Raw genomic sequence first — 22818 nt, 5'->3', positions numbered from 1 at the left:
GAAAAACGGGGCCAATCGGCCCCGTTCTTCATTGCTTCGGCTTACTGCCCAGGAATGTCCTTGCGCAGTTTCACCGGATCTTCCTTGCGACCACGCGCGATGCGCATGCGGATGTTGAGCGCCTCCACGGCCAGGGAGAAGGCCATGGCGAAGTAGACGTAACCCTTCGGCACGTGGACTTCGAAGGATTCGGCGATCAGCACGGTACCGACCACTACCAGGAAGGCCAGGGCCAGCATCTTCAGGCTCGGGTGCTTGTCGATGAAGTCGCTGATGGTACCGGCGGCCAGCATCATCACCAGGACGGCGACGATGATCGCGGCGACCATGACCGGCACGTGGGACACCATGCCGACGGCGGTGATCACCGAGTCCAGGGAGAACACGATGTCGATGATGGCGATCTGGATGATGGTGCCGATGAAGTTGCGCGCCGCGCCGGAGGGCGCCGCGTCGGTCTCATCTTCGCCTTCCAGGCTGTGGTACATCTCGGTGGTGCTTTTCCATAGCAGGAACAGGCCGCCGAAGAACAGGATCAGGTCACGGCCGGAGATGCCCTGGCCGAACAGGTGGAACAGGTCAGTGGTGAGCCGCATGATCCAGGTGATGGAGAGCAGCAGCAGGATGCGGGTGATCATCGCCAGGGCCAGGCCGAAGAGGCGGGTGCGTGCCTGCATGTGCGGCGGCATACGGCCAACGAGGATGGCGATCATGATGATGTTGTCGATGCCCAGGACGATCTCCAGGGCGGTCAGGGTGAAGAAGGCGACCCAGATTTCCGGGCTGGTCAGCCATTCCATGATGCGTTGATCCTCGTGAGTTTCTTGGTTTGGGGAGAGTACGAACAAGCCGGAAAGAGCTTACGCAGATTCCGGCTTGATCGGGGTGTCATTCAGCGGCTGTCAGTGCGATCCGAAGAGCGGGAACACACCCAGCAACAAGGCGGCGAGGAGGATACACAGACAAATCATCACCGCCCACTTCAACGTGAAGCGCTGGTGGTCACCGAACTCCACTTTGGCCAGCCCCACCAGCAGGTAGGTGGACGGTACCAGTGGACTGAGCAGATGCACCGGCTGGCCTACGATAGACGCTCGCGCCATCTCCACCGGGCTGATGCCGTAATGGCTCGCAGCCTCGGCCAGAACCGGTAACACGCCGTAATAAAAAGCGTCGTTGGACATGAAGAAGGTGAACGGCATGCTCACGATCGCGGTGATCACCGCCATGTAAGGGCCCATGGACGGCGGGATGACCGCCAGCAGGCTCTTGGACATGGCTTCCACCATGCCGGTGCCGGACAGGATGCCGGTGAAGATGCCCGCAGCGAAGATCAGGCCGACTACCGCCAACACGTTGCCGGCATGGGCCGCGACCCTTTCCTTCTGCTGCTGCAGGCAGGGGTAGTTGATGATCATGGCGATGCTGAAAGCGATCATGAACAGCACCGGCAACGGCAGCAGACCGGTAATCAGGGTCACCATCAGAGCGGCGGTCAGCGCGCCGTTCACCCACAGCAGCTTGGGCCGGCGGGCTTCCGGGAACTGCGAAACGCTGATTTCGTCATGGTTGAGCTGGTCATCCGGCAGGTGCAGCACGCCGAGGCGGGCGCGCTCGCGTTTGCCATAGGCCCAGGCCAGGCCGAACAGGGCGACGGCGCCAGCGATCATGGCTGGGATCATTGGCACGAAGATATCCGACGGATCCACGTGCAGGGCGCTGGCGGCGCGAGCGGTGGGGCCGCCCCAGGGGGTCATGTTCATGATCCCGCCGGCGAGGATGATCAGCCCGGCCATGATCAGCGGGCTCATGCCCAGGCGGCTGTACAGCGGCAGCAGGGCGGCGACGCAGATCATGTACGTGGTGGCGCCGTCGCCGTCGAGGGAGACGATCAGGGCCAGGGCGGCGGTGCCCATCGACACTTTCAGCGGGTCACCCTTCACCAGCTTGAGGATCTTGCGCACGGCCGGGTCGAACAGGCCGGAGTCGATCATCAGCGCGAAGTAGAGGATGGCGAACATCAGCATCACGCCGGTGGGGGCGAGCTTGCTGATGCCTTCCAGCATCATCGGGCCGATGCCCGCGGCGAAGCCGCCGATCAGGGCGAAGGTGATGGGGACGATGATCAGGGCGATCAGGGCGGACAGGCGCTTGGTCATGATCAGGTACATGAAGCAGATGACCATGGCGAAGCCGAGCAGAGTCAGCATGGCAGTTCTCCGGGCGTGATTCGGGCGGGATGGGGGGCGGGTCAGCGCGTGGCCGAAGACGTGCGGAGAACGGGCGGAGGGGTGCCGGGACGGCAGCAGGAACGGAACATGGCGATCACCAATCTTGTTGTTGTCGGGTTGCCGGTCTCGTGCCGGCAATGGGGCGGATGCTAAGCGCGCAACCTTTCAGCCAGCTTTCGGCGGTGATCGGAGCCGATTACGTAGCGATTTGTCGACGAACGGCGGCCAGACTGCCGGGGCGTCAGCTGGCTAGCGTGCGCATCACCAGCAACAGGCTGCCCGCGGCGAGCAGGGTCTGCAGGGTAATGATGCCGGCCATAAGATGGCTGTCGCCGCCGAGCTGGCGGGTCAGCACATAGGCCGTGGGTGCGGTGGGCAGGGCGAAGAACAGTACCAGGATGCTGCTTTCCATGGCGGGCAGGTCGAGCAGGCGGGCCACTGCGAAGGCGAGTACGGGCATGGCCAGCAGGCGCAAGGCGCAGTTCCAGGCCAGGGCCGGAACTTCACCGGCCAGCTCCTGCGGACGCAGCGCGGCGCCGACGCAGAGCAGGCCCAGCGGCAGGCTGGCTACCGCCAACAGGTTTAGCAGGCGGTCGGTGCCGCCGGGCAGGCCGAACCCGGCGAGATTGACCAGGGCACCGGCCAGGCAGGCGAGGATCAGCGGGTTCTTCCCCATTGGCAGCAACAGGCCGCGCAGGCTCACGCCGTGCTCTGCGGTCAGGGCCCAGACCGACATCAGGTTCACCGTGGGAACCATCAGCGCCAGCATCAGCGCGGCCATCGCCAGGCCGTCCTTGCCGTAGAGGCTGCCGATGGCCGCGAGGCCGAGATAGGTGTTGAAGCGCAGGATGCCCTGGGTGATCGCGCCGAAGCGCGTCGTCGGCCAGCCCAGCAGGCGCCGCGCCAGAAGCAGGGCGGCCCAACCGGCCCCGAGGCCGAGGAAAACCGCCAGGGCAAGGCGTGGCAGTGCCGGGTTGTCGAGCGGCGCTGTGGCCAGGCTGCTGAAGAGCAGGGCGGGGAACAGGATGAAGTAGTTCAGGCGCTCGGCTGCGGGCCAGAAGACTTCGCCGGGAAAGTCCCAGCGGCGTAGCAGGTAGCCGCCGACGATCAGGGCAAAGAGCGGCCAGAGGGCTTCGAGAAGGGTCAGCACGGCGACATCCGGGTCAGCTGGGGACGCTCTATCTTCAGTTCCGGCTCGGTGGCATGCAACCGCCTGCTAGGGTGAAAGGCAGAGCTCAAGCCGGAGAACCCCATGGCCGAACACCATACCGGCGGCTGTCATTGCGGGCAGCTGCGCTACGTCGTTGAAGCACCGCTGCGCGATGTCGCCCATTGCCATTGCTCGATCTGCCGGCGCACTACCGGCGGCATAGTCACAACTTGGGCGACCGTACCACTGGCGAGCTTCCGCTGGACGACCGGAACACCAGCCGAGTACACCTCATCTGCGACCTGCATCCGATACTTCTGTCCGCATTGCAGCAGCCAGTTGGCGCTGCTTACCAGCCTCAGTCCCAGCACCCTGGACCTCACCATCGCCACCCTGGACCATCCGGAGGCCGTTCCGGCGGATCGGCACATCTGGGTGAGCAGCCGCTTGCCCTGGCTGCATCTGGACCCGCAGTTGCCGGAGGAGGATGAGGAACAGTTGTGAATCGAGGCCGTACCCTACGTAAAGGGATTTCAATCAATTCGTAGGTTGGGTAGGGCTCCGCGAAACCCGACGGCCCGAGTGCAGGATCGTTGGGCTCCACTCTGCTAGCTACAAAGGCTCAGGGAAGCACGAGCCCTCCGGCGTCCTTGTGCAATTGGCGCAGGTGCGCACCGATGGCCTTGAGGTTGGCCTCGGTGGCGTTCAGCTCAGCCATGCGCTGGGGCTCCAGCAGGCTGCGAACTTCGCGGTCGAGGTCGTCGCTGAGTTTGCGCATGGTCTGCTGGCGGGTGCTGCTTTCGGATTCCAGGCGCTGCCACTCCGCACTCTGCGGCAGGCCGTAACCACCCTGCAGCAGCTCAGCCGGGCGGCTGAGGAATCCGCTGTTGGCGAGCATTTGCTCCAGGGTGCCGCCGGCCTTGGCGAAGCGGGTTTGCCCGGCCTGCTCGCGGGAGCTGAGGTAATTGCGCTTGAGCTCGTCCTGGGCCAGCAAGAGTTGGCGGCGCTGGGCGGCCTGTTCCAGCAGGAGCAGGGCGGCGCTGGCGCGCAGGTCGGCCTTGTCGAACCAGGGCCGGCGTTGCTCGGCGGTGAGTTGAAGCCAGTCCTCGACCTCTTCCTGGGGCACCTTCAGGCGCTCGCGAAGGATCTTGAACATGGCCTGGTAGCGGTCGCGGAAGGAATCGAAGCGATACCCCAGGCGTAGCGCTTCCTTGGGATCGTCCAGTGGCGTGCGGTCGGCCACTCCACGCCCCTCCAGCAGCTTGAGCAGGCCGTTGGGCATGATGCTGTCGAGATCACGCAGCGCCGGGTGGTCAGTACCGCTGCGCAGCAGCTTGAGCGTTTCTACCGCGCAGTTATTGGAGAGGAACCAGTAGTCGCCGTCGTAGCTCCAGTGCATCTCGGCAGCGCGCTCCACCAGGGCTTCTACTTCCTCGCGGCTGAGCTTGAGCGGCACCGAGGCGAGGCTGCGCAGCTCCACCTTGGTGTATTCCTCGATCACCTGATGCAGCGGCAGCACGAACAGGCGCGAGGGATAGGCGCCGGTGAGGCCGTCCCAGCTCGATAGCTGCACGTCCCCGACGAAGGCGCGGTAGGACAGCACCAGATGCTGGTCGAGGTCGAGGCGGCAGTCCGGCCCGCGCGGTCGGCCGGGGGCGCAGATCACCAGGCGCAGCATGCTGTGGCCCCAGCGGCTGACCCAGTTCTGGTTGGCCTCGGCGAACAGGTAGTCGACTTCGTAGACCCGGTCCGGGTCGAGTTTGCCCAGGGGCTGCTTGCCGAAGTCGCGGCCGGCATTGAGGTAGGCGTAGCCGTCGTTGCAGGGGGCCTGCAGTTCAGGGCCCCAGCCGAAATGTTCGCGGTAATAGCGGTATAGCGCCGGGCGGCGGCAGGCGTAGGCCGGATCGAGGAGGAAGTACTCCATGTTCACGGCAACGAACTCGCGGGCGTTCTTCAGCTCGTAGATATCCGGGCTTCGCGCCACTTGGTGGTTTTCCTGCTCGCGCTGACCGCGCTTGCCGACGTACTGCGGCCAGCCGGCAAGGTCGAGAAGGCGCGGATCGTCGCTCAAGGTGAAGCGGCGCTCGGTCTGACCCCGGCAGTCGCCAGGCAGGCCTATACGGCCGTTGCTGGAAGCCTGGTTGCGACAGCGGAACTGTTGCGTCTTCTCGGCGGGGGACCAGAGGCGGGCGCGGTCGTAGATGTGCGTCAGCTCGTGAAGCACGGTGGCGAGCATTTCGCGGCGCACCGTTCCGTGAACGCGAGCGGTCTTCTGCGTGGCCGCTGTGCCGTCGGTGAGGCCGGTCAACAGGTCGCGGTTGAGCACCAGGGCATCGAAACGTGTCGCGCGGCCGTAACCGTTCTCGGGCAGGTCATCGCTCCAACCCACGGTAACGTCCCGGTCCAGTCGGTGGACGAAGGTCGGTGGCAGGGCTGCGAGAGCTTCATCGAGAAGCTGCTGGCTGGCCTGACGCTGAGCCGTGGTAAGTCCCTCGTCATCCAGCAACAGGCGCAACTCGGCCTGGGCAGTGCCCGCCAATAGCAGGACGCCCAGGCCGATCAGGCGCAACCAGGTGTTCAGGGGCTGATGCTCGCGTAGGTCAGAGGGCGACGATGGTTTCCGCCAGCGCCAGATCGCTGGCCTCGCGGGCTTGCGGGAACTGATCGCGCAGGGCGGCGAAAGCGGCCTCGAGCTGGGCGCCACGAATCTCACCGGCGCTGGCGACGAAGCTGGCGGCGTCGTCGCGGGCGGCCACGACCACTTTCATGTCGCGGATCGAAGTCGTGGTGTCTGAGGTGAAGTCGAGAGTGCGCTCCAGCGCGCGGACGATGATGTTGCTGGTCGCCACCAGGGTCTGGGCCTGGGCGGCACCGGCTACGAGGGAAAGGGCGATGGCTGCGACAGACAGCGAGCGGCGCATGGAAGCTCTCCGAAGGAAATTTCTAAGGTATTGGACGGAAATACCCTACGGCAGTTCTCTGCCGCGGGCACAGGGCGCGAAGGTTAGCGGAATGGGCGGGTGAGGGCCAAGCGCTGCGGGGCATGCAGCCCAAAGGGCCGCGCAGTGCACGGCCCGGAAGGCGGGGTCAGAGGGTGAGAATGGCCTGGGCCAGTTGTAGGTCGCTAGCAGCCAGTTGGGGTTGCAGGCCACGGATGTGCTTGAACGCGGCCTCCAGCCGGGCCCCGCGGATGTCACCGTCGCTGGCGACGAAGCTGGCAGCGTCTTCACGCGCGGCGAGCACGATCTTGTCGTCGTTGAAGGAAGAGGTGATGTCCGAGGTGGCATCCGAGGTGGCCTTGATGGCGCCAACCACGGCGTCAGTGGTCACCACGAAGCTGGTAGCGGATGCGCTGGTGGCGAGCGCCAGCAGGGCTGCGGCACTGAGCAGGCGAAGTGAGGTCATGGGGGGCTCCTTTTAGACCAGTGCGGCAGCACGAGAAGCGCTGCCGGCTGGGGGAAAGCCTAGTCAAAGTGAAGCTTGCGGGCCAGTACTGGCCAGGTGCGTGTGCTAGCGCCAGAAGGGGCGCTCCAGTTCCTGATAGCGGTCGCTCGGACTGATACCCACATCTGCCAGCGCTCGGGAATCCAGCTGCGCGAGCTGGTGCCGCGTGCGGGCGTTGCGCCGCCACAGGGCGATGGTAGCGAACAGTCGCAGGTACCAATGCGTACGCGGGCTGATGGTCTGGAACTGGGCGGAGGCAGTGAGGGTGCGGTCCATGGCGCTTGTCCTTCCCGCGGCAGGGCGGGGATGGGTTATGGAATGACATGATCACGTCCCGCAGGAAAACTGTGCAGTCACAGTGAGATTGAATTGTGCTGCATCAGATTGCTCTTGTTGTGAACTGTATTGGTCTGATTCGCGTCAGCTGTGTCGAAACCACTGAAGGGCCGAGCGTAGGGCGCGATGTACAGACTGACATTCCTGCACTGCCGCGCATGGCGCACCCGGCAAAAATTGAAAATTCCAGGGTCCAGAAACGACGAAACCCGTCGCGGGCGGCGACGGGTTCTGTCTGGGGTGTTGCTGTCGGGCCGCTTGGCCCGGTGAACTGCTTAGCGCCAGAAGGGCTTGTTCAGTTCGGCTTCGCGCTGGGCTTCGCTGATGCCAGCGTCAGCCAGCAGGCGGTGGTCCAGCATGGCCAGTTGATGACGGCTGGCGATGCGGCGCTGCCACAGCAGCAGGGTGGAGATAGTGCGCAGGGCCCACGAGGATTTCGGGGATTGTTCGGCGCTTTCGAAAATCAGGTCGGAACTGAGGGTACGTTCCATGGCGGCAGGTCCTTCCCGCTTGTGACGGGGCTTGGTTATCAACTGGTGCCTATGATCTACCCGGAACAGCCGCGACTGTAGTCACAGTTGCTCTAAATTGTGTTGGTCTTTATTAGCATGCTTATCAACTGTTTTGCTGAAATTGAGCGCAACTGTATGGGTATCCCGTTGAATCGCTCGTGATCCAACGGGAAACCGTAGTTTTTCCTGTGTAATAAACGAAAGGCAGGCTTTTTGAACGGTACAGTTCCGGTTTTTTAGAAACTGTTTTTTGACCTTTTTGTCAGAATCAAAGGTTACAAGCCCATAACTGTTTTGCTCATACCAGATCAGTTGGCCAGCATCCGCCCGGTTTCTTCCAGATTGATATGCCAGGACATGGCTTCGCGCAGCAGATGTGGGGTATGGCCGCCCTTGGCGCAAGCCGCGCTGAAGTAGTTCTGTAGCGGTTGACGGAAATCCGGGTGCACACAGTTGTCGATGATCGCCCGCGCACGCTCGCGGGGCGCCAGGCCACGCAAGTCGGCCAGCCCCTGCTCGGTGACGAGGATGTCCACATCGTGCTCGGTGTGGTCCACATGGCTGACCATGGGCACCACGCTGGAAATGGCACCGCCCTTGGCGATGGACTTGGTGACGAAGATGGCGAGGTGGGCGTTGCGGGCGAAATCGCCGGAGCCGCCGATACCGTTCATCATTTTCGTGCCGCCCACGTGGGTCGAATTGACGTTGCCGTAGATGTCGAACTCGAGCGCGGTGTTGATGCCGATTATTCCCAGGCGCCTTACCACTTCCGGGTGGTTGGAGATTTCTTGCGGGCGCAGTACCAGCTTGTCCTTGTAGCGCTCCAGGTTGCCGAAGACATCGCTGTTGCGGCGCGCGGACAGCGTGATGGAGCTGCCGGAGGCAAAGCGCAGCTTACCGGCGTCGATCAGGTCGAAGGTGGAGTCCTGCAGCACCTCGGAATACATGGTGAGGTCCTGGAAGGGCGACTCGATCAGGCCGCACATCACGGCGTTGGCGATGCTGCCGATGCCGGCCTGCAGCGGCGCCAGGTTGTTGCTCATGCGCCCGGCTTCCACTTCACGCTTGAAAAAGTCGATCAGGTGGTCGGCGATGGCCTGGGTTTCGTGATCCGGCGGCAGCACGGTGGACAGGGAATCCGGCTGTTCGGTGATGACGATGGCGGCGATTTTCGCCGGGTCGATCGGAATTGCGGTGCCACCGATGCGGTCGTCCACGCGGGTCAGCGGAATGGGTGTGCGGGTCGGCCGGTAGGTCGGGATATAGATGTCGTGCAGGCCCTCCAGGTTGGGGTTGTGCGCCAGGTTGATCTCGACGATCACGCGCTTGGCGAAGATCGCAAAGCTGGCGGAGTTGCCCACGGAAGTGGTCGGCACGATGTGGCCTTCTTCGGTAATGGCCACAGCTTCGATGACTGCGATGTCCGGCAGCTTGAGCTGGTGGTTGCGCAGCTGCTCGACGGTTTCCGACAGGTGCTGGTCGATGAACATCACCTCGCCGGCGTTGATCGCCTTGCGCAGGGTGCCGTCCACCTGGAACGGCATGCGCCGGGCGAGCACACCGGCTTCGGTGAGCTGCTTGTCGAGGTCGTTGCCGAGGCTCGCGCCGGTCATCAGGCTGATCCGCAGGGGCTGCTCCTTGGCGCGCACGGCCAGCGCCTGCGGCACGGCCTTGGCTTCACCGGCACGGGTGAAGCCGCTCATGCCAACGGTCATGCCGTCTTCGATCAGGGCAGCGGCCTCGGCCGCACTCATCACCTTGCCCAGCAGGGAGGACAGGCGCACGCGATCAGAGTACATCGGGAAAACCTCGGGCAACGGGGTAGGAGCCGCGCAGTCTAGGGGCTGGCGGGGCGCCCGACTTCTATACCAAGGTCGAAGAGATGGCTCTATTCAGGGCCTTTTGTCGGTTCGCTTGCCGAGCCGTGTTAATCCTTGTGGGAGCGAATTCATTCGCGAATGAATTCGCTCCCACAAAAAGGTATGCGCCAGGTAAACAAAAACCCCGGCACAAGGCCGGGGTTCCTGATATCGCGGAACAGGATCAGTCGACAGCCTTGACCATGTCCTCGATCACCTTCTTGGCATCGCCAAACACCATCATGGTCTTGTCCATGTAGAACAGTTCGTTGTCCAGGCCGGCGTAGCCGCTGGCCATGGAACGCTTGTTCACGATGATGGTCTTGGCCTTGAAGGCTTCCAGAATCGGCATGCCGGCGATGGGCGACTTCGGATCGTTCTTCGCGGCCGGGTTGACCACGTCGTTGGCACCGAGCACCAGTACCACGTCGGCCTGGCCGAACTCGGAGTTGATGTCTTCCATCTCGAACACCTGCTCGTACGGCACTTCGGCCTCGGCCAGCAGGACGTTCATGTGGCCCGGCATACGGCCGGCAACCGGGTGGATCGCGTACTTCACGTTCACGCCACGGTGGCTCAGCTTCTCGGACAGCTCCATCAGCGCGTGCTGGGCACGGGCCACCGCCAGGCCGTAGCCGGGGACGATGATCACGCTGTCGGCGTTGGTCAGCAGGAAGGCGGCGTCGTCGGACGAACCGGACTTCACCGGACGCTGTTCCTTGCTGCCGCTCGAGGCACCAGCGTCAGCTTCGGCACCAAAGCCACCGAGGATGACGTTGAAGAAGGAGCGGTTCATCGCCTTGCACATGATGTAGGAGAGGATCGCGCCCGAGGAGCCCACGAGGGAGCCGGCGATGATCAGCATCGAGTTGTTCAGCGAGAAGCCGATACCAGCTGCGGCCCAGCCCGAGTAGCTGTTCAGCATCGACACCACCACCGGCATGTCGGCGCCGCCGATCGGGATGATGATCAGCACGCCGATGACGAAGGCGAGCGCCACCAGCAGGGCGAAGGCTGCGATGTTGCCAGTGAAGGTGAAGTACAGGCCCAGACCGATGATGGCCAGGCCGACCACCAGGTTCAGCTTGTGCTGGCCGGCGAACTGCACCGGGGCACCCTGGAACAGGCGGAACTTGTACTTGCCGGACAGCTTCCCGAAGGCGATTACCGAACCGGAGAAGGTGACGGCACCGATGGCTGCGCCGAGGAACAGTTCCAGGCGGTTACCGGCCGGGATGGCGTCTCCCAGGGCAGCCACGATGCCGAGCGACTGCGGCTCGACCACGGCGGCGATGGCGATGAACACCGCGGCGAGGCCGATCATGCTGTGCATGAAGGCAACCAGCTCCGGCATCTTGGTCATTTCGACGCGCTTGGCCATGATCGAACCGGCGGTGCCGCCGACCAGCAGGCCGACGATCACGTAGCCGATGCCCTGGGTGGCCAGCTCGGCGCCGAGCTTATAGATGAGGCCGACAGTGGTGAGCACGGCGATGGCCATGCCGACCATGCCGAACAGGTTGCCGCGACGCGACGAAGTCGGGTGCGACAGGCCCTTGAGCGCCTGGATGAAGCACACCGAGGCGACGAGGTAGAGAACAGTGATCAGGTTCATGCTCATGGTCAGTGCTTCTCCGCCTGCGCTTTCGGCGCTTTCTTCTTGAACATTTCCAGCATGCGTCGGGTGACGAGGAAGCCACCGAAGACGTTGACCGCGGCCAGTGCCACGGCCAGGGTGCCCATGGCCTTGCCCAGCGGGGTGACGGTGAGGGCGGCGGCCAGCATGGCGCCGACGATCACGATCGCCGAGATGGCGTTGGTCACGGCCATCAGCGGGGTGTGCAGGGCAGGGGTGACGTTCCACACCACGTGGTAGCCGACATAGATGGCCAGCACGAAGATGATCAGGTTGTAGATGCCGTCTGAAATCAGATCCATGTCCGCTTCCCCTTAGCCGTTGTTACGGACGACCTGGCCGTCGCGGCACATCAGGCACGCGGCGACGATGTCGTCTTCGAGGTTGAGATGGAACTGGCCGTCCTTGTCGATGACCAGCTTGAGGAAGTCCAGCAGGTTGCGCGCATAGAGGGCGGAGGCGTCCGCCGGCACCATGGCGGCCAGATTGCTGTGGCCGACGATGGTCACGCCGTGCTTGATCACGACCTGGTCAGCTTCGGTCAGCGGGCAGTTGCCGCCCTGGGCGGCTGCCAGGTCGATGACCACGGAGCCCGGCTTCATTTCGGCGACGGTGGCCTCGTGGAGCAGGGTCGGCGCCTTGCGGCCCGGGATCAGCGCGGTGGTGATGACGATGTCGGATTGCTTGGCGCGTTCGTGCACGGCCTTGGCCTGGCGTTCCATCCAGGAAGCCGGCATCGGGCGGGCGTAACCGCCGACACCCTGGGCGCATTCGCGCTCTTCATCGGTCTCGAAGGGAACATCGACGAACTTGGCGCCGAGGGACTCGATCTGTTCCTTCACCGCCGGACGTACGTCGGAAGCCTCGATCACAGCACCCAGGCGCTTGGCGGTGGCGATGGCCTGCAGGCCTGCCACACCGGCGCCGAGGATGAGGATGCGCGCGGCCTTCACGGTACCGGCAGCGGTCATCAGCATCGGCATGAAGCGCGGATAGTGGTGGGCCGCCAGCAGCACGGACTTGTAGCCGGCGATGTTGGCCTGGGACGACAGCACGTCGAGGCTCTGGGCGCGGGAGGTACGCGGCGCGGCTTCGAGGGCGAAGGCAGTGATGCCACGAGCGTTCATGCGCGCGATGACTTCGTTGCTGAAGGGGTTGAGCATGCCAACCAGTACGGCGCCAGCGCGCATGTGCGCCAACTCGCCCTCGGTCGGGGCGACCACTTTCAACACCAGGTCGGCGCCGAAGGCAGCAGAGTCGTTGCCGATGGTGGCGCCAGCGGCTTCGAAGGCGCTGTCCGGGATGCTGGCGCTGACGCCGGCACCGCTTTGCACCGTCACCTGGTGGCCTTGGCTCACCAGCTTCTTGATGGTCTCGGGTGTCGCGGCAACCCGCGTCTCCCCGGCGTGGGTTTCGAGAGGAACACCGATGTGCACTTCAAATCTCCTGCGTGATCGATCTGGTGAACCAGTGCACTGCGTGTGGTGCTCTGGCGAGGCGAATCCGCCTTTCAACAGCCTGGTACCGCAACGGCCGAAACCTTGGTGGCGCGGCATTCTGCAATCGGAACCGCAAGGCCTTCAAGCAGTTCTGGAGTCAAACGATAAAATAACTACAAGTCACATTGCGACCACCTGCCCCTGGTTTCTGTTCCAGGCCCCGTCACCCTAAGTGAGGAGGTCGTTTGGTCGGTCGAGACAGGGTCGAGTCGTATCCCGGTCCTGAATGACTTTCCATCAAAGCAGCGTCAGTACGGGCTTTCAGTCCGCAACATCCTGCCGTTAATGGCTGGAGCACTGTTAATCAGACTTTTTAATAGTTGCCATAAGGCTGCGGAAAATGGGCGTTCTGTAGTTTTTTAGAATGGTTGACTACAGAGTCAGGAATTGGATTTTTGCTGTTTTCCAGGAGAAGCGTAGTCCGCGCACAGGCCAGTCGCCTCGCGGGCTGCGCCATATTGTCGCGGGGTCGTCAGTCCAGACCCTGGGGCTGGCCGTAGGGGGCACTATGCGCACCAGCGGGGTTCCGATGCGCGCGGCGCACGCTACCGGGGGGCTCACACCAGCAAACCGAGGGTCTTGGCGCGCATCACTGCCTGGGTACGGCGTTTCACGCCGAGTTTGCTGTTGATCTTCTTGGTATGGGTTTTCACCGTATTGACCGAGATGAACAGGTAGCCGCCGATCTCCTGGTTGGAAAAGCCCTCGGCCAGCAGCTGCAGCACGGCGCGCTCGCGCTGGCTGAGCAGGCTCACCGGGTCGCCGTCGATGGTCGCTGCGTTGTCACAGCGCGGATAGTCGCGCAGCAGCCCATGCATACCCAGGCGTTCGGCCTGTTCCAATGCCTGGCGTTGCAGCGAGCCCGCGTCGGCGCGGTCGAGCGCGCGCCAGGCGGCGGCCAGGGCCAGGCGTACTTCGCAAGCCAATGGCGCGAACTGGAGCGCCTGACAGCGCTCCAGCAATGGCTGCAGCAGGGCTTCGGCCTGCTCGGCGCGACCGGACTCCAGTTGCGCACGAGCCAGCAGCAATTGATTACGCAGGGGTAGGGTGGGGTAGTCGAGTGGCGCCATCCAAGCGCAGTCGCCGACGAAGTAGCGCTGAATGCGCAGGGCGACAGGTTCGATTCGATCCCAGCGGCCTTGGCGCGCAAGCACACGCATGCCTTGCAGGTTCAACACGCCGCTGTATGCGTAGCGCCAGACCTGGCGGCAATGCATCTGCCGTTCGGCCTCGCGCAGTTCCTGATAGGACTGGTCGAACTGCCCGCGGCGGGCACGGAGCTCCGCGAGGCCGAGGAAACCGTGCAAGGCGAAAGGGTCGAGACAGCCCTGGGCCTGCTCCAGGCCTGCATGCAAGGTGCGCTCGGCGTCGTCCAGGCGGTCGGCGACCAGGTGCAGCTCGGCCTGGATCAGATACAGGCGCCCGAGCATCAGGCTGTCGACCTGCTTGCGCTGGCCGATCAACGCGAAACTCTGCTGCAGCAGAGTCTGCGCGCGGCCGAACTCGCCGCGCAGAAGGAGCAGACGAATGCGGTCGAGGTTGATCAGCACTTCGAAGAGCAGGCTGCCGTGGCGGCGGGCAATCTCCAGGGCCTTGTGCAGATATTGCGGTGCATCCTCGGGAGCACCACTGGCCATGGCCACCCGCGCCAGGCTGGAGTAGCAGAACAGAATGGGCATCCAGTCGTGCTCGGGCAGGTGTGCCAGGGCCTCGCGGCAGTGTTGCCGCGCACTGGTTATGTCCTGGCTGCGCAGGGCCGCGAGCACGCCATGCAGGGCCTGACTGTTGGCCAGCAACTTGCGGTTGCGCAGGGCGGTTGGCTGCGGCAGGAAGTGGCCGAGCTTGGTGATGCAGGCTTCGGCTTCGTCCAGGCGCCAGGAAATCAGCAGTCCCCAGGCGTTCAGGCTGAGCAGGCGCGGGGTGCTCTCCAGCAGCGCGGCGGGAAGGCGCGCACGCCATTCCAGGAGGTGGGCCAGGTGCTGTTCGCCGGTCAGCCATTCCTGGCCGAGGCGTTCCAGGTAGTTGGCCGCCGCTTCCGGCTGGCCAGCGCAGAGCGCCTGTTCGATTGCGTCTTCCACCTGGCCGGCGGCGATGAACATGCGACAGGCGCTGAGATGCAGGCGTGTAGCTGCCGCTTCGCTGATGCGGTTGCGCAGGGTGCGTGCTACGGCGGGGAGCACCCGGTACCAAGTGCCGTGTTCGTCCAGGGGCATGCAGAAGGCTTGGCGCGCCAGCAGACGCTCGAAGAGCTCGGCGCCGTCGCTGTCCTCCCAGAGGTGCTGGCAAAGCTCGGCGGAAACCTTCGGCAGGTGTGCCAGGGCGAACAGACAGGCCGCTTCTTCCGGGCTCAGGCGGTTAAGCAGTTCGTGGTCCAGGTATTCCTTGAGCCAGCAGTGATTGCCACTGGCGCTGGACGGTGCCTTGCCGGACAGGTGCAGGCGTACACCGGCGCACCAGCCTTCGGTTTCTTGCCAGAGCTCCTCGCGCAGGGCGGCGCTGGTCTGCGGTGCGAGCTGATCCACCAGTTGCTCGTGTTGCTGGCGATCGAGCGCCAGTTGGGGTGCGTCCAGTTCCAGCAGCTCGCCCGCCAGCAGCAGGCGCGGAAGGTTCCAGGCTGGACGCTGGCGCACGCTGACCAGGAGGCGTAGTCCCGGCAGGGCGCGAGCGAGGAGTTGGTCGATGCAGTCATCGAGGCCGGCCGGCGGATGGCCCGGGTAGTCGTCCAGGACCAGCCAGGTGCATTCGCCGCGATGGGCCAGCAGTTGTTGCAGTGCCTGGGCGGCAGGCAGCGCGGGAACACCTTCGCCGAGTTCGGTGGCGAGCTCGGCGAGCAGCTGTTCCGGGGTAAGTGGTTGGCCGGCGAGGTTGATCCAGATGATCAGGCCGGGTTCGGTCTGGGCACGGAGGAATTCGTTGAGCAGGACGCTCTTGCCGAAGCCGGCGGGAGCGCAGAGTAGGCGCAGCTGGGCATCTTGGGCGGCTAGGCTGTCGACCAGCCTGGGGCGTGGAACGTGGGCCGGCGGCAGTCGCGGCAGGCGAGACGGAAGGACAGGCGATGTCTGGCCGGAGCGGGGCATGGGGCGGTTCTCACTGCGTTGTTGTTATGGATGAACCGGACCCTCGCAGACTAGTTGGCCAATCGGTGGGCTAGAAGCAGCATGGACAGCGCTTATGCAGCGCCATAACGGGCATGGGCAGGAAACGGACGCCCCGCTTGGCGGGGCGTCCGAAGTGCTCAGCGGATGCCTGCGTTGCGCAGGGCGGCGGGGGTGTAGTCGGCGCCGGTGGCGGCGAATCCGAACTCGATGCCGTGCTTCTCTTCGTTCTTCAGCCCGAGAGCGATGTAGCGTCCGGCGATGATGTCGTAGAGAGCCTCCACCGCGTAGGTGCTGACCTGGCGCTGGTAGTGGTAGCTGGCATGACCTTCACCTACGCGCCAGAGCTGGCCGCGGCCGTCGTAATGATCGGCATAGGCGATCTGCCAGCTATCTTCGTCGATGAAGTAGTGACGCTTGGCGTAGATGTGCCGCTCGTTGGGTTTCAGGGTGGCGACCACTTCCCACACACGGTGCAGCTCGTAGCGCGTCAGGTCCTGGTTCAGGTGGCCCGGCTGGATGATCTCCTTGTACTTGAGATTGGGCGATTCCAGTTTGTAGCTGTTGTAGGGGATGTACATCTCCTTCTTGCCGATCAGCTTCCAGTCGTAGCGATCCGGTGCACCGGAGAACATGTCGAAGTTGTCGGCAGTGCGCATGCCGTCGGCGGCGGTGCCCGGACCGTCGTAGGCGACCTGCGGGGCACGACGCACGCGGCGCTGGCCGGCGTTGTAGAGCCAGGCCAGACGCGGTTCCTTGACCTGGTCGATGGTCTCGTGGACCAGCAGTACGTTACCGGCGAGGCGCGATGGTGCCAGCACGCGCTGCTTGAAGTAGAGCAGCACGTTGGCCGACTTCGCCTTGTCCAGCTCGTTCATGTCCGCGGGGAAGGCGACCTCGTCCTGGAACTGCACCGGCGTGAAGGAACCGTTGGTTTGCGGCGTGGCCTGGACCACCAGGCGCCGGGCGTTGCCGCCCCGGTAGCGGGTGATGTGGTTCCACAGGACCTGCACGCCATCTTTGGGAATCGGGAACGCGTAGTAGTGGCTGTCGGCGAAGTTGGACAAGCCGTTGCCGCCATCCACCGGCTGCGTATTGATGGCGCTCTGCTTCGCCGCGTCGTAGATCGCCTGGGGCGCGGCGGCGCTGCGATGGCTGGGGTAGACCGGAATCTTGTAGGTGCTGGCGTAGCGCTTGAACATCGCCATCTGCCCGGGGGACAGCTTGTCCTTGTACTGCTCGGCGTTGGCGGCAGTGATGGTGAACAGCGGCTGCTCGCTGGCATAGGGGTTGCCGACGAAGCCGTTGGCGTCGACCACTGCAGCGTTGGTGGGCAGGCCACCGGTCCAGGCCGGAATGCTGCCATCGGCATTGCCGACTTTCTCCGCGCCCAGCGGAGTGAGGCTGTTGCCGAGCTGCGCTGCCTCTTCCTGGCTGACGGCGGCCATGACGTTGGCGGCGAGCAGGCTGAGGACCAGGACGCCACTTTGCAGGATGCTTCTCTTCATTGCGGGAATCCTTGTGATCAGAAGTTGAGGCCGAAGCTGAGGGCGACGAAGTCGCGGTCAGTGGTCACGTTGTAGTGGCCGCCGAAGAAGTCGGTGTACGACAGGCTGGCGGTATAGGTGTTCGCGTACTCGGCATTGAGGCCGACGCTGATGGCCTTGGAGCCTTCGTTGAAGTTCGGGCCGTAGCCGTCGACGTCGTGAGACCAGGCGACGCTCGGGGTCAGGTTGATACCGGCGATGACGTTGCTGTACTCAAGGCTGGCGCGGGCGCGGTAGCCCCAGGAGCTGCTGGTGTAGAAACCCTTGTCGTTGCACTCGCGTTGCTGGGGGCTGGCGGCGGTGAGCGCCAGGCACACGGCCCGGGAGGACAGCTGGCCGGGGCCGTAGATGGGGTCGCGGCCGTAGCGCAGTTCGCCGATGTCGTCATTCAGGCCGCCGATGTGGTTGTAGCCCACCTCGCCTACCAGGGTCAGACGGCTTGCGCCCATGACCTGGTCGATGAACTGGGTGGCAGTGACCTGGGCCTGGGTAACCGGTTTACGCACATATCCATGCAGCTCTTCACCTGCACGATTGCGGGAATGGCCGCTTTCGAAGATTGGTGAGTTGGGCACGCCAAGGGCGGCGAAGGAGAGGTCGGTACTGTTGAGCTGCAATGGCATGTTCGGCCGGAAGCTGACTTCGCCGGCCAGCGAAGTGCCTTCGACGTTGGTCTGGAAGCTCAGGCCATAGAGGCGGATGTCTTCCGGGTACTCGATGAAGTAGCGCGCGCCGGGGGCGCCGGGAATGATCGCCGCGCTTGGCGTTCGGGTGCGTATGGTGCTGAAGATCGGGCCGCGGCTGTGGTAGTTCATCGCGTAGGCGCCGAACTCGGTATCGTTCATCTCCGGCACGAACCAGCGCAGGGCGACGCCGAATTGGCCACTGTCCCGGGCGTCACGGTCTCCGGCGCGGGGGATGTAGAGCGTGGCGCCGGTGTTGGTTGAAACGCCGGGCGGCAGATCGGGGCCGTTGACTACCAGGCGGTCGACGCAACCATCGGCCACCACGTCCGAGGTGGAGAAGAAGGTGCCGCAGTTGTCGGCCACCGTCTGGTCCCATTCCAGTTGATAGAAGGCCTCGGCGGAGAGGCTGTCGGTCAGGCTCTGCGACACATAGATCATGTTGACCGGGATGAGGCCTTCCTTGATCTCGGCGCCGGGACGGCGGAAGGCGGCCACGTCGATCGGGTTGATCGAGTTGATGCTGTTGCCGATGAAGGTGCTTTCACCCCAGCTCACCACCTGCTTGCCGACACGGAAGCTCCCCGGCAGGTCGCCCAGGTTGTAGTTGTGATAGAGGAAGGCATCGAGCAGCTGCGCACCGGAGGACTTGGCGCCCTCTTTGCGGTTGTGGTCGTCGATGTCGTAGAAGAGTCGGTGTTCGTCCTTCAGCTCGAAGTCATACCAGTACTTGCCGCGAAGGAAGACGCCGGTATCGCCGTATTTCAGCTCCAGGTCGTGAATGCCCTTGAAGATCTTCGAGAAAGTCTCCCCTTTCTTGAAGTTCAGGCGGCCGTCGTCCGAGGTACGCGAAAGTGCCTCGCCACCGCTGGCGGTGGAGATGAATTCCGGGTCCGGTGAGCGCACTGCCCAACTGGCGCCGACCGAGAGGGAGGAGTCGAACTGGGCTTCGATTTCACCAATGTTGAATGTGATGGCAGAGGCCTGGGCGCTGCAGCCCAGGGCGATGGCGGCGGCCAGCGTGTGCGGCCGGAAGATTCCGCGCATTGTTCTTGTTGTCATGCGGCTCTCCAGAGCGGGTCTTGGGAGGCCTCATGCTAATCAGCGCTACCTCCCGCCATAACTGCCTGAACGGGCGATTTCATCCATCACCCGAGTGGGTGATGCGGACGCTGTGCGAGGGGCAGGGAAGGGCTTTAGGTCGTTCGACGTGCGGGAGATGGTTGGTCGGTGCTACTGGTGGTTACAGCTCACTCCAGACCGGCCCCGCTTCGATACGTACGGGCGGCTTCAACCAGCCAGTCGCGGAAGGCGCCGAGGGCGGCGGATTCGAGCTTGCGCTCGGGAATGATCAGGTAATAGGCCTTGTCGCTGCGGAAACTGTGGGGATGGGCAATTACCAGGCGACCGTCGGCCAGTTCGCGCTGGATCAGGAAGGGTGGGATCAGCGCCACCCCCATTTCATGCATGGCGGCCTGGGCAAGCATCGAGAAAAGCTCGTAGCGCGGGCCGCTGAGATCGCGGGCGACATTCATACCCTGGGAGCTGAACCACTGGCGCCATGCATAGGGGCGCGTAGTCTGCTGCAACAGGGGCAGGCGGGCGATGGCATCGGGTTCCAGGCTGCCGTGTCCTTCAAGCAAGGCCGGGCTGCACACCGGAACCGAGTGTTCGTGCATCAGGAAATCGGCGCGAGTGCCTGACCATTCGGCATCGCCAAAGTAGAGAGCGGCATCGAAATCAGTGTCGGCGAAGAGGAAGGGGCGGGTGCGGTTGGTCAGGTTGACCGTTACCTCCGGGTGCAGGCGCTGGAAGCCCTTCAGCCTGGGAACCAGCCACTGGGTACCGAACGTCGGCACGATGGCCAGCTCCACCGTCATCGCGCCCTGCTGGCCCATTACCGCGAGGGTGTCGCGCTCCACCGCATCGAGCTGGGCGGCGATGCGACGGGAATAGGCCAGGCCGGCTTCAGTGAGCTTCACGCCACGCCGGGAGCGCCGGAACAGCTCCAGTCCCAGGAATTCCTCCAGTCCTGCGACCTGACGACAGATTGCACTCTGGGTCAGTGCCAGCTCATCGGCGGCCTTGGTGAAACTCTGATGGCGGGCAGCGGATTCGAAGGCGACCAGGGCGGCAGTGCTGGGGATCTTCCGACGCATACTGTACCTCTGCATCACAAGTGATGGCTTGAAATAGGGTGCTTTGGCTTTTCGGAGTGAGAAATTAGCACAACAGCATGCGAAATCCTCGTTTGTCTGATCCGACCTAGGCTGTCTAGGATGCGTCAACACTAATAAGGCAGTGGCCCGCGATGGCCCGCCCCTGAACTCCGCTTACCGAGGACACTCCCCATGGCCGCCAAAGCAAGCTTCAACTGGATCGACCCGCTGCTGCTGGATCAGCAACTCACCGAAGAAGAGCGCATGGTGCGTGACAGTGCCCAGCAGTTCGCCGCCGACAAGCTGGCACCGCGTGTGCTGGAAGCCTTCCGCCATGAGCAGACCGATCCGGCGATCTTCCGCGAGATGGGCGAGACCGGCCTGCTCGGCGCAACCATCCCGGAGGCCTACGGCGGCAGTGGCCTGAACTATGTGTGCTACGGCCTGATTGCCCGTGAGGTCGAGCGCATCGACTCCGGCTACCGCTCGATGATGAGCGTGCAGTCTTCCCTGGTGATGGTGCCGATCAACGAGTTCGGCAATGAAGCCACCAAGCAGAAGTACCTGCCGAAACTGGCCAGCGGCGAATACATCGGCTGCTTCGGCCTGACTGAGCCGAACCACGGTTCCGATCCGGGTTCGATGATCACCCGCGCCAAGAAGGTCGATGGCGGCTACCGCCTGACCGGCAACAAGATGTGGATCACCAACAGCCCGATCGCCGACGTCTTCGTCGTCTGGGCCAAGGATGATGCCGGCGAGATCCGCGGCTTCGTACTCGAGAAGGGCTGGCAGGGCCTGTCCGCTCCGGCGATTCACGGCAAGGTCGGTCTGCGCGCTTCCATTACCGGTGAGATCGTGATGGACAACGTCTTCGTACCGGAAGAGAACGCCTTCCCGGATGTGCGTGGCCTGCGTGGTCCGTTCACCTGCCTGAACTCCGCTCGCTATGGCATCTCCTGGGGCGCCCTGGGTGCCGCCGAAGCCTGCTGGCACACCGCGCGCCAGTACGTGCTGGACCGTAACCAGTTCGGTCGCCCGCTTGCCGCCAACCAGCTGATCCAGAAGAAGCTGGCCGACATGCAGACCGAGATCACCCTGGCACTGCAAGGCTGCCTGCGCCTTGGTCGGATGAAGGATGAAGGCACCGCCGCGGTGGAAATCACCTCGATCATGAAACGCAACTCCTGTGGCAAGGCGCTGGACATCGCTCGTATGGCCCGCGACATGCTTGGCGGTAATGGCATCTCCGACGAGTTCGGCGTGGCCCGTCACCTGGTCAACTTGGAAGTGGTGAACACCTATGAAGGGACCCACGACGTCCACGCGCTGATCCTTGGCCGTGCACAGACTGGCATCCAGGCGTTCTTCTGACCTCAGGCCGGGCCTCTCTATATATAGAGAGGCCCGAGTCCCTTCACGAACTCAGGTGACACCATGGCTGGCGCTCTCTCCCATATCCGTGTGCTCGATCTCTCTCGCGTGTTGGCCGGACCCTGGTCCGGCCAGATCCTCGCGGACCTGGGGGCCGAGGTAATCAAGGTCGAACGACCAGGCTCCGGTGATGACACCCGTGCCTGGGGGCCGCCCTTCCTCAAGGGAGCCGATGGCCGGGACACCAGTGAAGCGGCTTACTTTCTTTCGGCCAACCGCAACAAGCAGTCGATTACTGTCGACTTCACGCGCCCCGAAGGCCAGAAGCTGGTTCGTGAACTGGCGGCAAAGTCCGACATTCTCATTGAGAACTTCAAGGTAGGCGGCTTGGCGGCCTACGGGCTGGACTATGAGTCGCTGAAAGCCATCAACCCACGCCTCATCTATTGCTCGATCACCGGGTTTGGCCAGTTTGGCCCCTATGCCAAGCGTGCCGGCTACGACTTCATGATCCAGGGTTTGGGCGGGTTGATGAGCATTACCGGCCGCTCCGATCAGGAAGATGGTGCCGGTCCGGTCAAGGTGGGTGTAGCGCTAACCGACATTCTCACCGGGCTCTATTCCTCGGTGGCGATGCTGGCTGCACTGTCCTCCCGGGATATCAGCGGCAAGGGCCAACACATCGACATGGCCTTGCTCGACGTACAAGTGGCCTGCCTCGCCAACCAGGCGATGAACTACCTGACCACGGGCAATCCGCCCAAGCGTCTGGGTAATGCCCACCCGAACATCGTGCCCTATCAGGACTTCCCGACTGCGGATGGGGACTTCATTCTCACCGTGGGTAACGACAGCCAGTTCCGAAAGTTTTGCGAGGTCGCCGGTCATCGGGAGTGGGCGGACGACTCGCGTTTTTCAACCAACAAGGCTCGCGTGGCACATCGCGCCGAGCTGATTCCGCTCATTCGCCAGGCCACTGTCTTCAAGACGACGGCTCAGTGGGTCAGCGCACTGGAAGAAGTCGGTGTTCCCTGTGGGCCAATCAACGACCTGGCGGCAGTCTTCTCCGATCCCCAAGTTCTAGCGCGTGGTCTTCGTGTCGAACTAGAACATCCCTTGGCAGGTGTCGTCCCCCAAGTTGCCAGTCCATTGCGCCTTTCCGAAACGCCTGTGGAATACCGCATGCCTCCACCCCTTCTCGGCGAGCACACTCAGGAAGTGCTGCAGCGCGTACTGGGCTTGGCGGCGGAACAGGTGGAGGCCCTACGCAAGGAGGAAGTTATCTAACCG

Annotated in this window: 19 protein-coding genes; 3 read left to right on the top strand and 16 right to left on the bottom strand. The window is 63.6% G+C overall.

The genetic code is table 11. From position 1 onward, the window contains the following. Positions 1 to 41 precede the first annotated feature (41 nt). The 3 genes from D6Z43_RS19610 to D6Z43_RS19600 form a co-directional block, all read right to left on the bottom strand. Positions 42 to 800: a TerC family protein gene (locus D6Z43_RS19610; RefSeq protein WP_120653739.1), complete on the bottom strand. Its 759-nt coding sequence runs from the start codon at positions 798 to 800 to the stop codon at positions 42 to 44. A gap of 102 nt (positions 801 to 902) precedes the next feature. Continuing rightward, the gene (locus D6Z43_RS19605; RefSeq protein WP_120653738.1) at positions 903 to 2210 is read right to left on the bottom strand and encodes a CitMHS family transporter; all 1308 of its coding nucleotides are present in this window, start codon (positions 2208 to 2210) and stop codon (positions 903 to 905) included. A gap of 262 nt (positions 2211 to 2472) precedes the next feature. Next, positions 2473 to 3381 carry an AEC family transporter gene (locus D6Z43_RS19600; RefSeq protein ID WP_120653737.1) on the bottom strand — a complete coding sequence of 303 codons (909 nt, stop codon included), beginning with the start codon at positions 3379 to 3381 and terminating at the stop codon, positions 2473 to 2475. Between the two features lie 102 nt (positions 3382 to 3483). On the opposite strand from D6Z43_RS19600, the gene D6Z43_RS19595 reads away from it, so the two are divergent. After that, positions 3484 to 3885, top strand: coding sequence for a GFA family protein (locus tag D6Z43_RS19595; RefSeq protein ID WP_120653736.1), 402 nt, complete (start codon positions 3484 to 3486; stop codon positions 3883 to 3885). A gap of 118 nt (positions 3886 to 4003) precedes the next feature. Here the strand turns inward: D6Z43_RS19595 and D6Z43_RS19590 are convergent, their stop codons facing one another. From D6Z43_RS19590 to D6Z43_RS19530, 13 genes are all read right to left on the bottom strand, one after another. Further along, a complete protein-coding gene (locus tag D6Z43_RS19590) occupies positions 4004 to 5944 on the bottom strand; it encodes a DUF4105 domain-containing protein (RefSeq protein ID WP_256661043.1) in 1941 nt (646 codons plus the stop codon). A gap of 37 nt (positions 5945 to 5981) precedes the next feature. Beyond that, a complete protein-coding gene (locus tag D6Z43_RS19585) occupies positions 5982 to 6302 on the bottom strand; it encodes a DUF2388 domain-containing protein (protein WP_120653735.1) in 321 nt (106 codons plus the stop codon). 166 nt (positions 6303 to 6468) lie between these two features. Further along, positions 6469 to 6786, bottom strand: coding sequence for a DUF2388 domain-containing protein (locus D6Z43_RS19580; protein WP_120653734.1), 318 nt, complete (start codon positions 6784 to 6786; stop codon positions 6469 to 6471). A 105-nt stretch (positions 6787 to 6891) separates the two neighbouring features. Then, a complete protein-coding gene (locus D6Z43_RS19575) occupies positions 6892 to 7101 on the bottom strand; it encodes a DUF1127 domain-containing protein (protein WP_120653733.1) in 210 nt (69 codons plus the stop codon). A 335-nt stretch (positions 7102 to 7436) separates the two neighbouring features. Next, on the bottom strand, positions 7437 to 7652 hold the full coding sequence (locus D6Z43_RS19570; RefSeq protein ID WP_028627123.1) for a DUF1127 domain-containing protein: 216 nt from the start codon (positions 7650 to 7652) through the stop codon (positions 7437 to 7439). Between the two features lie 329 nt (positions 7653 to 7981). Beyond that, positions 7982 to 9475, bottom strand: a complete 1494-nt coding sequence (locus D6Z43_RS19565; protein ID WP_120653732.1) for an acetyl-CoA hydrolase/transferase family protein — start codon at positions 9473 to 9475, stop codon at positions 7982 to 7984. A 244-nt stretch (positions 9476 to 9719) separates the two neighbouring features. Next, positions 9720 to 11156, bottom strand: a complete 1437-nt coding sequence (locus D6Z43_RS19560) for an NAD(P)(+) transhydrogenase (Re/Si-specific) subunit beta (RefSeq protein WP_120653731.1) — start codon at positions 11154 to 11156, stop codon at positions 9720 to 9722. 2 nt (positions 11157 to 11158) lie between these two features. Further along, positions 11159 to 11473: an NAD(P) transhydrogenase subunit alpha gene (locus D6Z43_RS19555; RefSeq protein WP_016490057.1), complete on the bottom strand. Its 315-nt coding sequence runs from the start codon at positions 11471 to 11473 to the stop codon at positions 11159 to 11161. A gap of 12 nt (positions 11474 to 11485) precedes the next feature. Further along, positions 11486 to 12607: a Re/Si-specific NAD(P)(+) transhydrogenase subunit alpha gene (locus D6Z43_RS19550; protein ID WP_120653730.1), complete on the bottom strand. Its 1122-nt coding sequence runs from the start codon at positions 12605 to 12607 to the stop codon at positions 11486 to 11488. 620 nt (positions 12608 to 13227) lie between these two features. Next, the gene (locus tag D6Z43_RS27975) at positions 13228 to 15747 is read right to left on the bottom strand and encodes a LuxR C-terminal-related transcriptional regulator (RefSeq protein WP_162945856.1); all 2520 of its coding nucleotides are present in this window, start codon (positions 15745 to 15747) and stop codon (positions 13228 to 13230) included. A 158-nt stretch (positions 15748 to 15905) separates the two neighbouring features. Beyond that, the gene (locus D6Z43_RS19540) at positions 15906 to 17273 is read right to left on the bottom strand and encodes a DUF1329 domain-containing protein (RefSeq protein ID WP_120653729.1); all 1368 of its coding nucleotides are present in this window, start codon (positions 17271 to 17273) and stop codon (positions 15906 to 15908) included. A gap of 17 nt (positions 17274 to 17290) precedes the next feature. Next, on the bottom strand, positions 17291 to 19057 hold the full coding sequence (locus tag D6Z43_RS19535) for a DUF1302 domain-containing protein (protein WP_120653728.1): 1767 nt from the start codon (positions 19055 to 19057) through the stop codon (positions 17291 to 17293). Between the two features lie 188 nt (positions 19058 to 19245). Then, positions 19246 to 20154 (bottom strand): LysR family transcriptional regulator, encoded by a 909-nt coding sequence (locus D6Z43_RS19530; protein ID WP_120653727.1) that lies wholly within the window; start codon positions 20152 to 20154, stop codon positions 19246 to 19248. Positions 20155 to 20346: 192 nt separating this feature from the next. Between D6Z43_RS19530 and D6Z43_RS19525 the strand changes: the two genes are divergently transcribed. Then, positions 20347 to 21528: an acyl-CoA dehydrogenase gene (locus tag D6Z43_RS19525; protein WP_120653726.1), complete on the top strand. Its 1182-nt coding sequence runs from the start codon at positions 20347 to 20349 to the stop codon at positions 21526 to 21528. Between the two features lie 63 nt (positions 21529 to 21591). Then, positions 21592 to 22815 carry a CaiB/BaiF CoA-transferase family protein gene (locus D6Z43_RS19520; protein ID WP_120653725.1) on the top strand — a complete coding sequence of 408 codons (1224 nt, stop codon included), beginning with the start codon at positions 21592 to 21594 and terminating at the stop codon, positions 22813 to 22815. Positions 22816 to 22818 lie beyond the last annotated feature (3 nt).

It is taken from the genome of Pseudomonas sp. DY-1 (assembly GCF_003626975.1).
GTDB lineage: Bacteria > Pseudomonadota > Gammaproteobacteria > Pseudomonadales > Pseudomonadaceae > Metapseudomonas.
The sequence above is the reverse complement of the archived record's forward strand: the minus strand, read 5'-3'. Positions and strand labels throughout refer to the sequence as shown.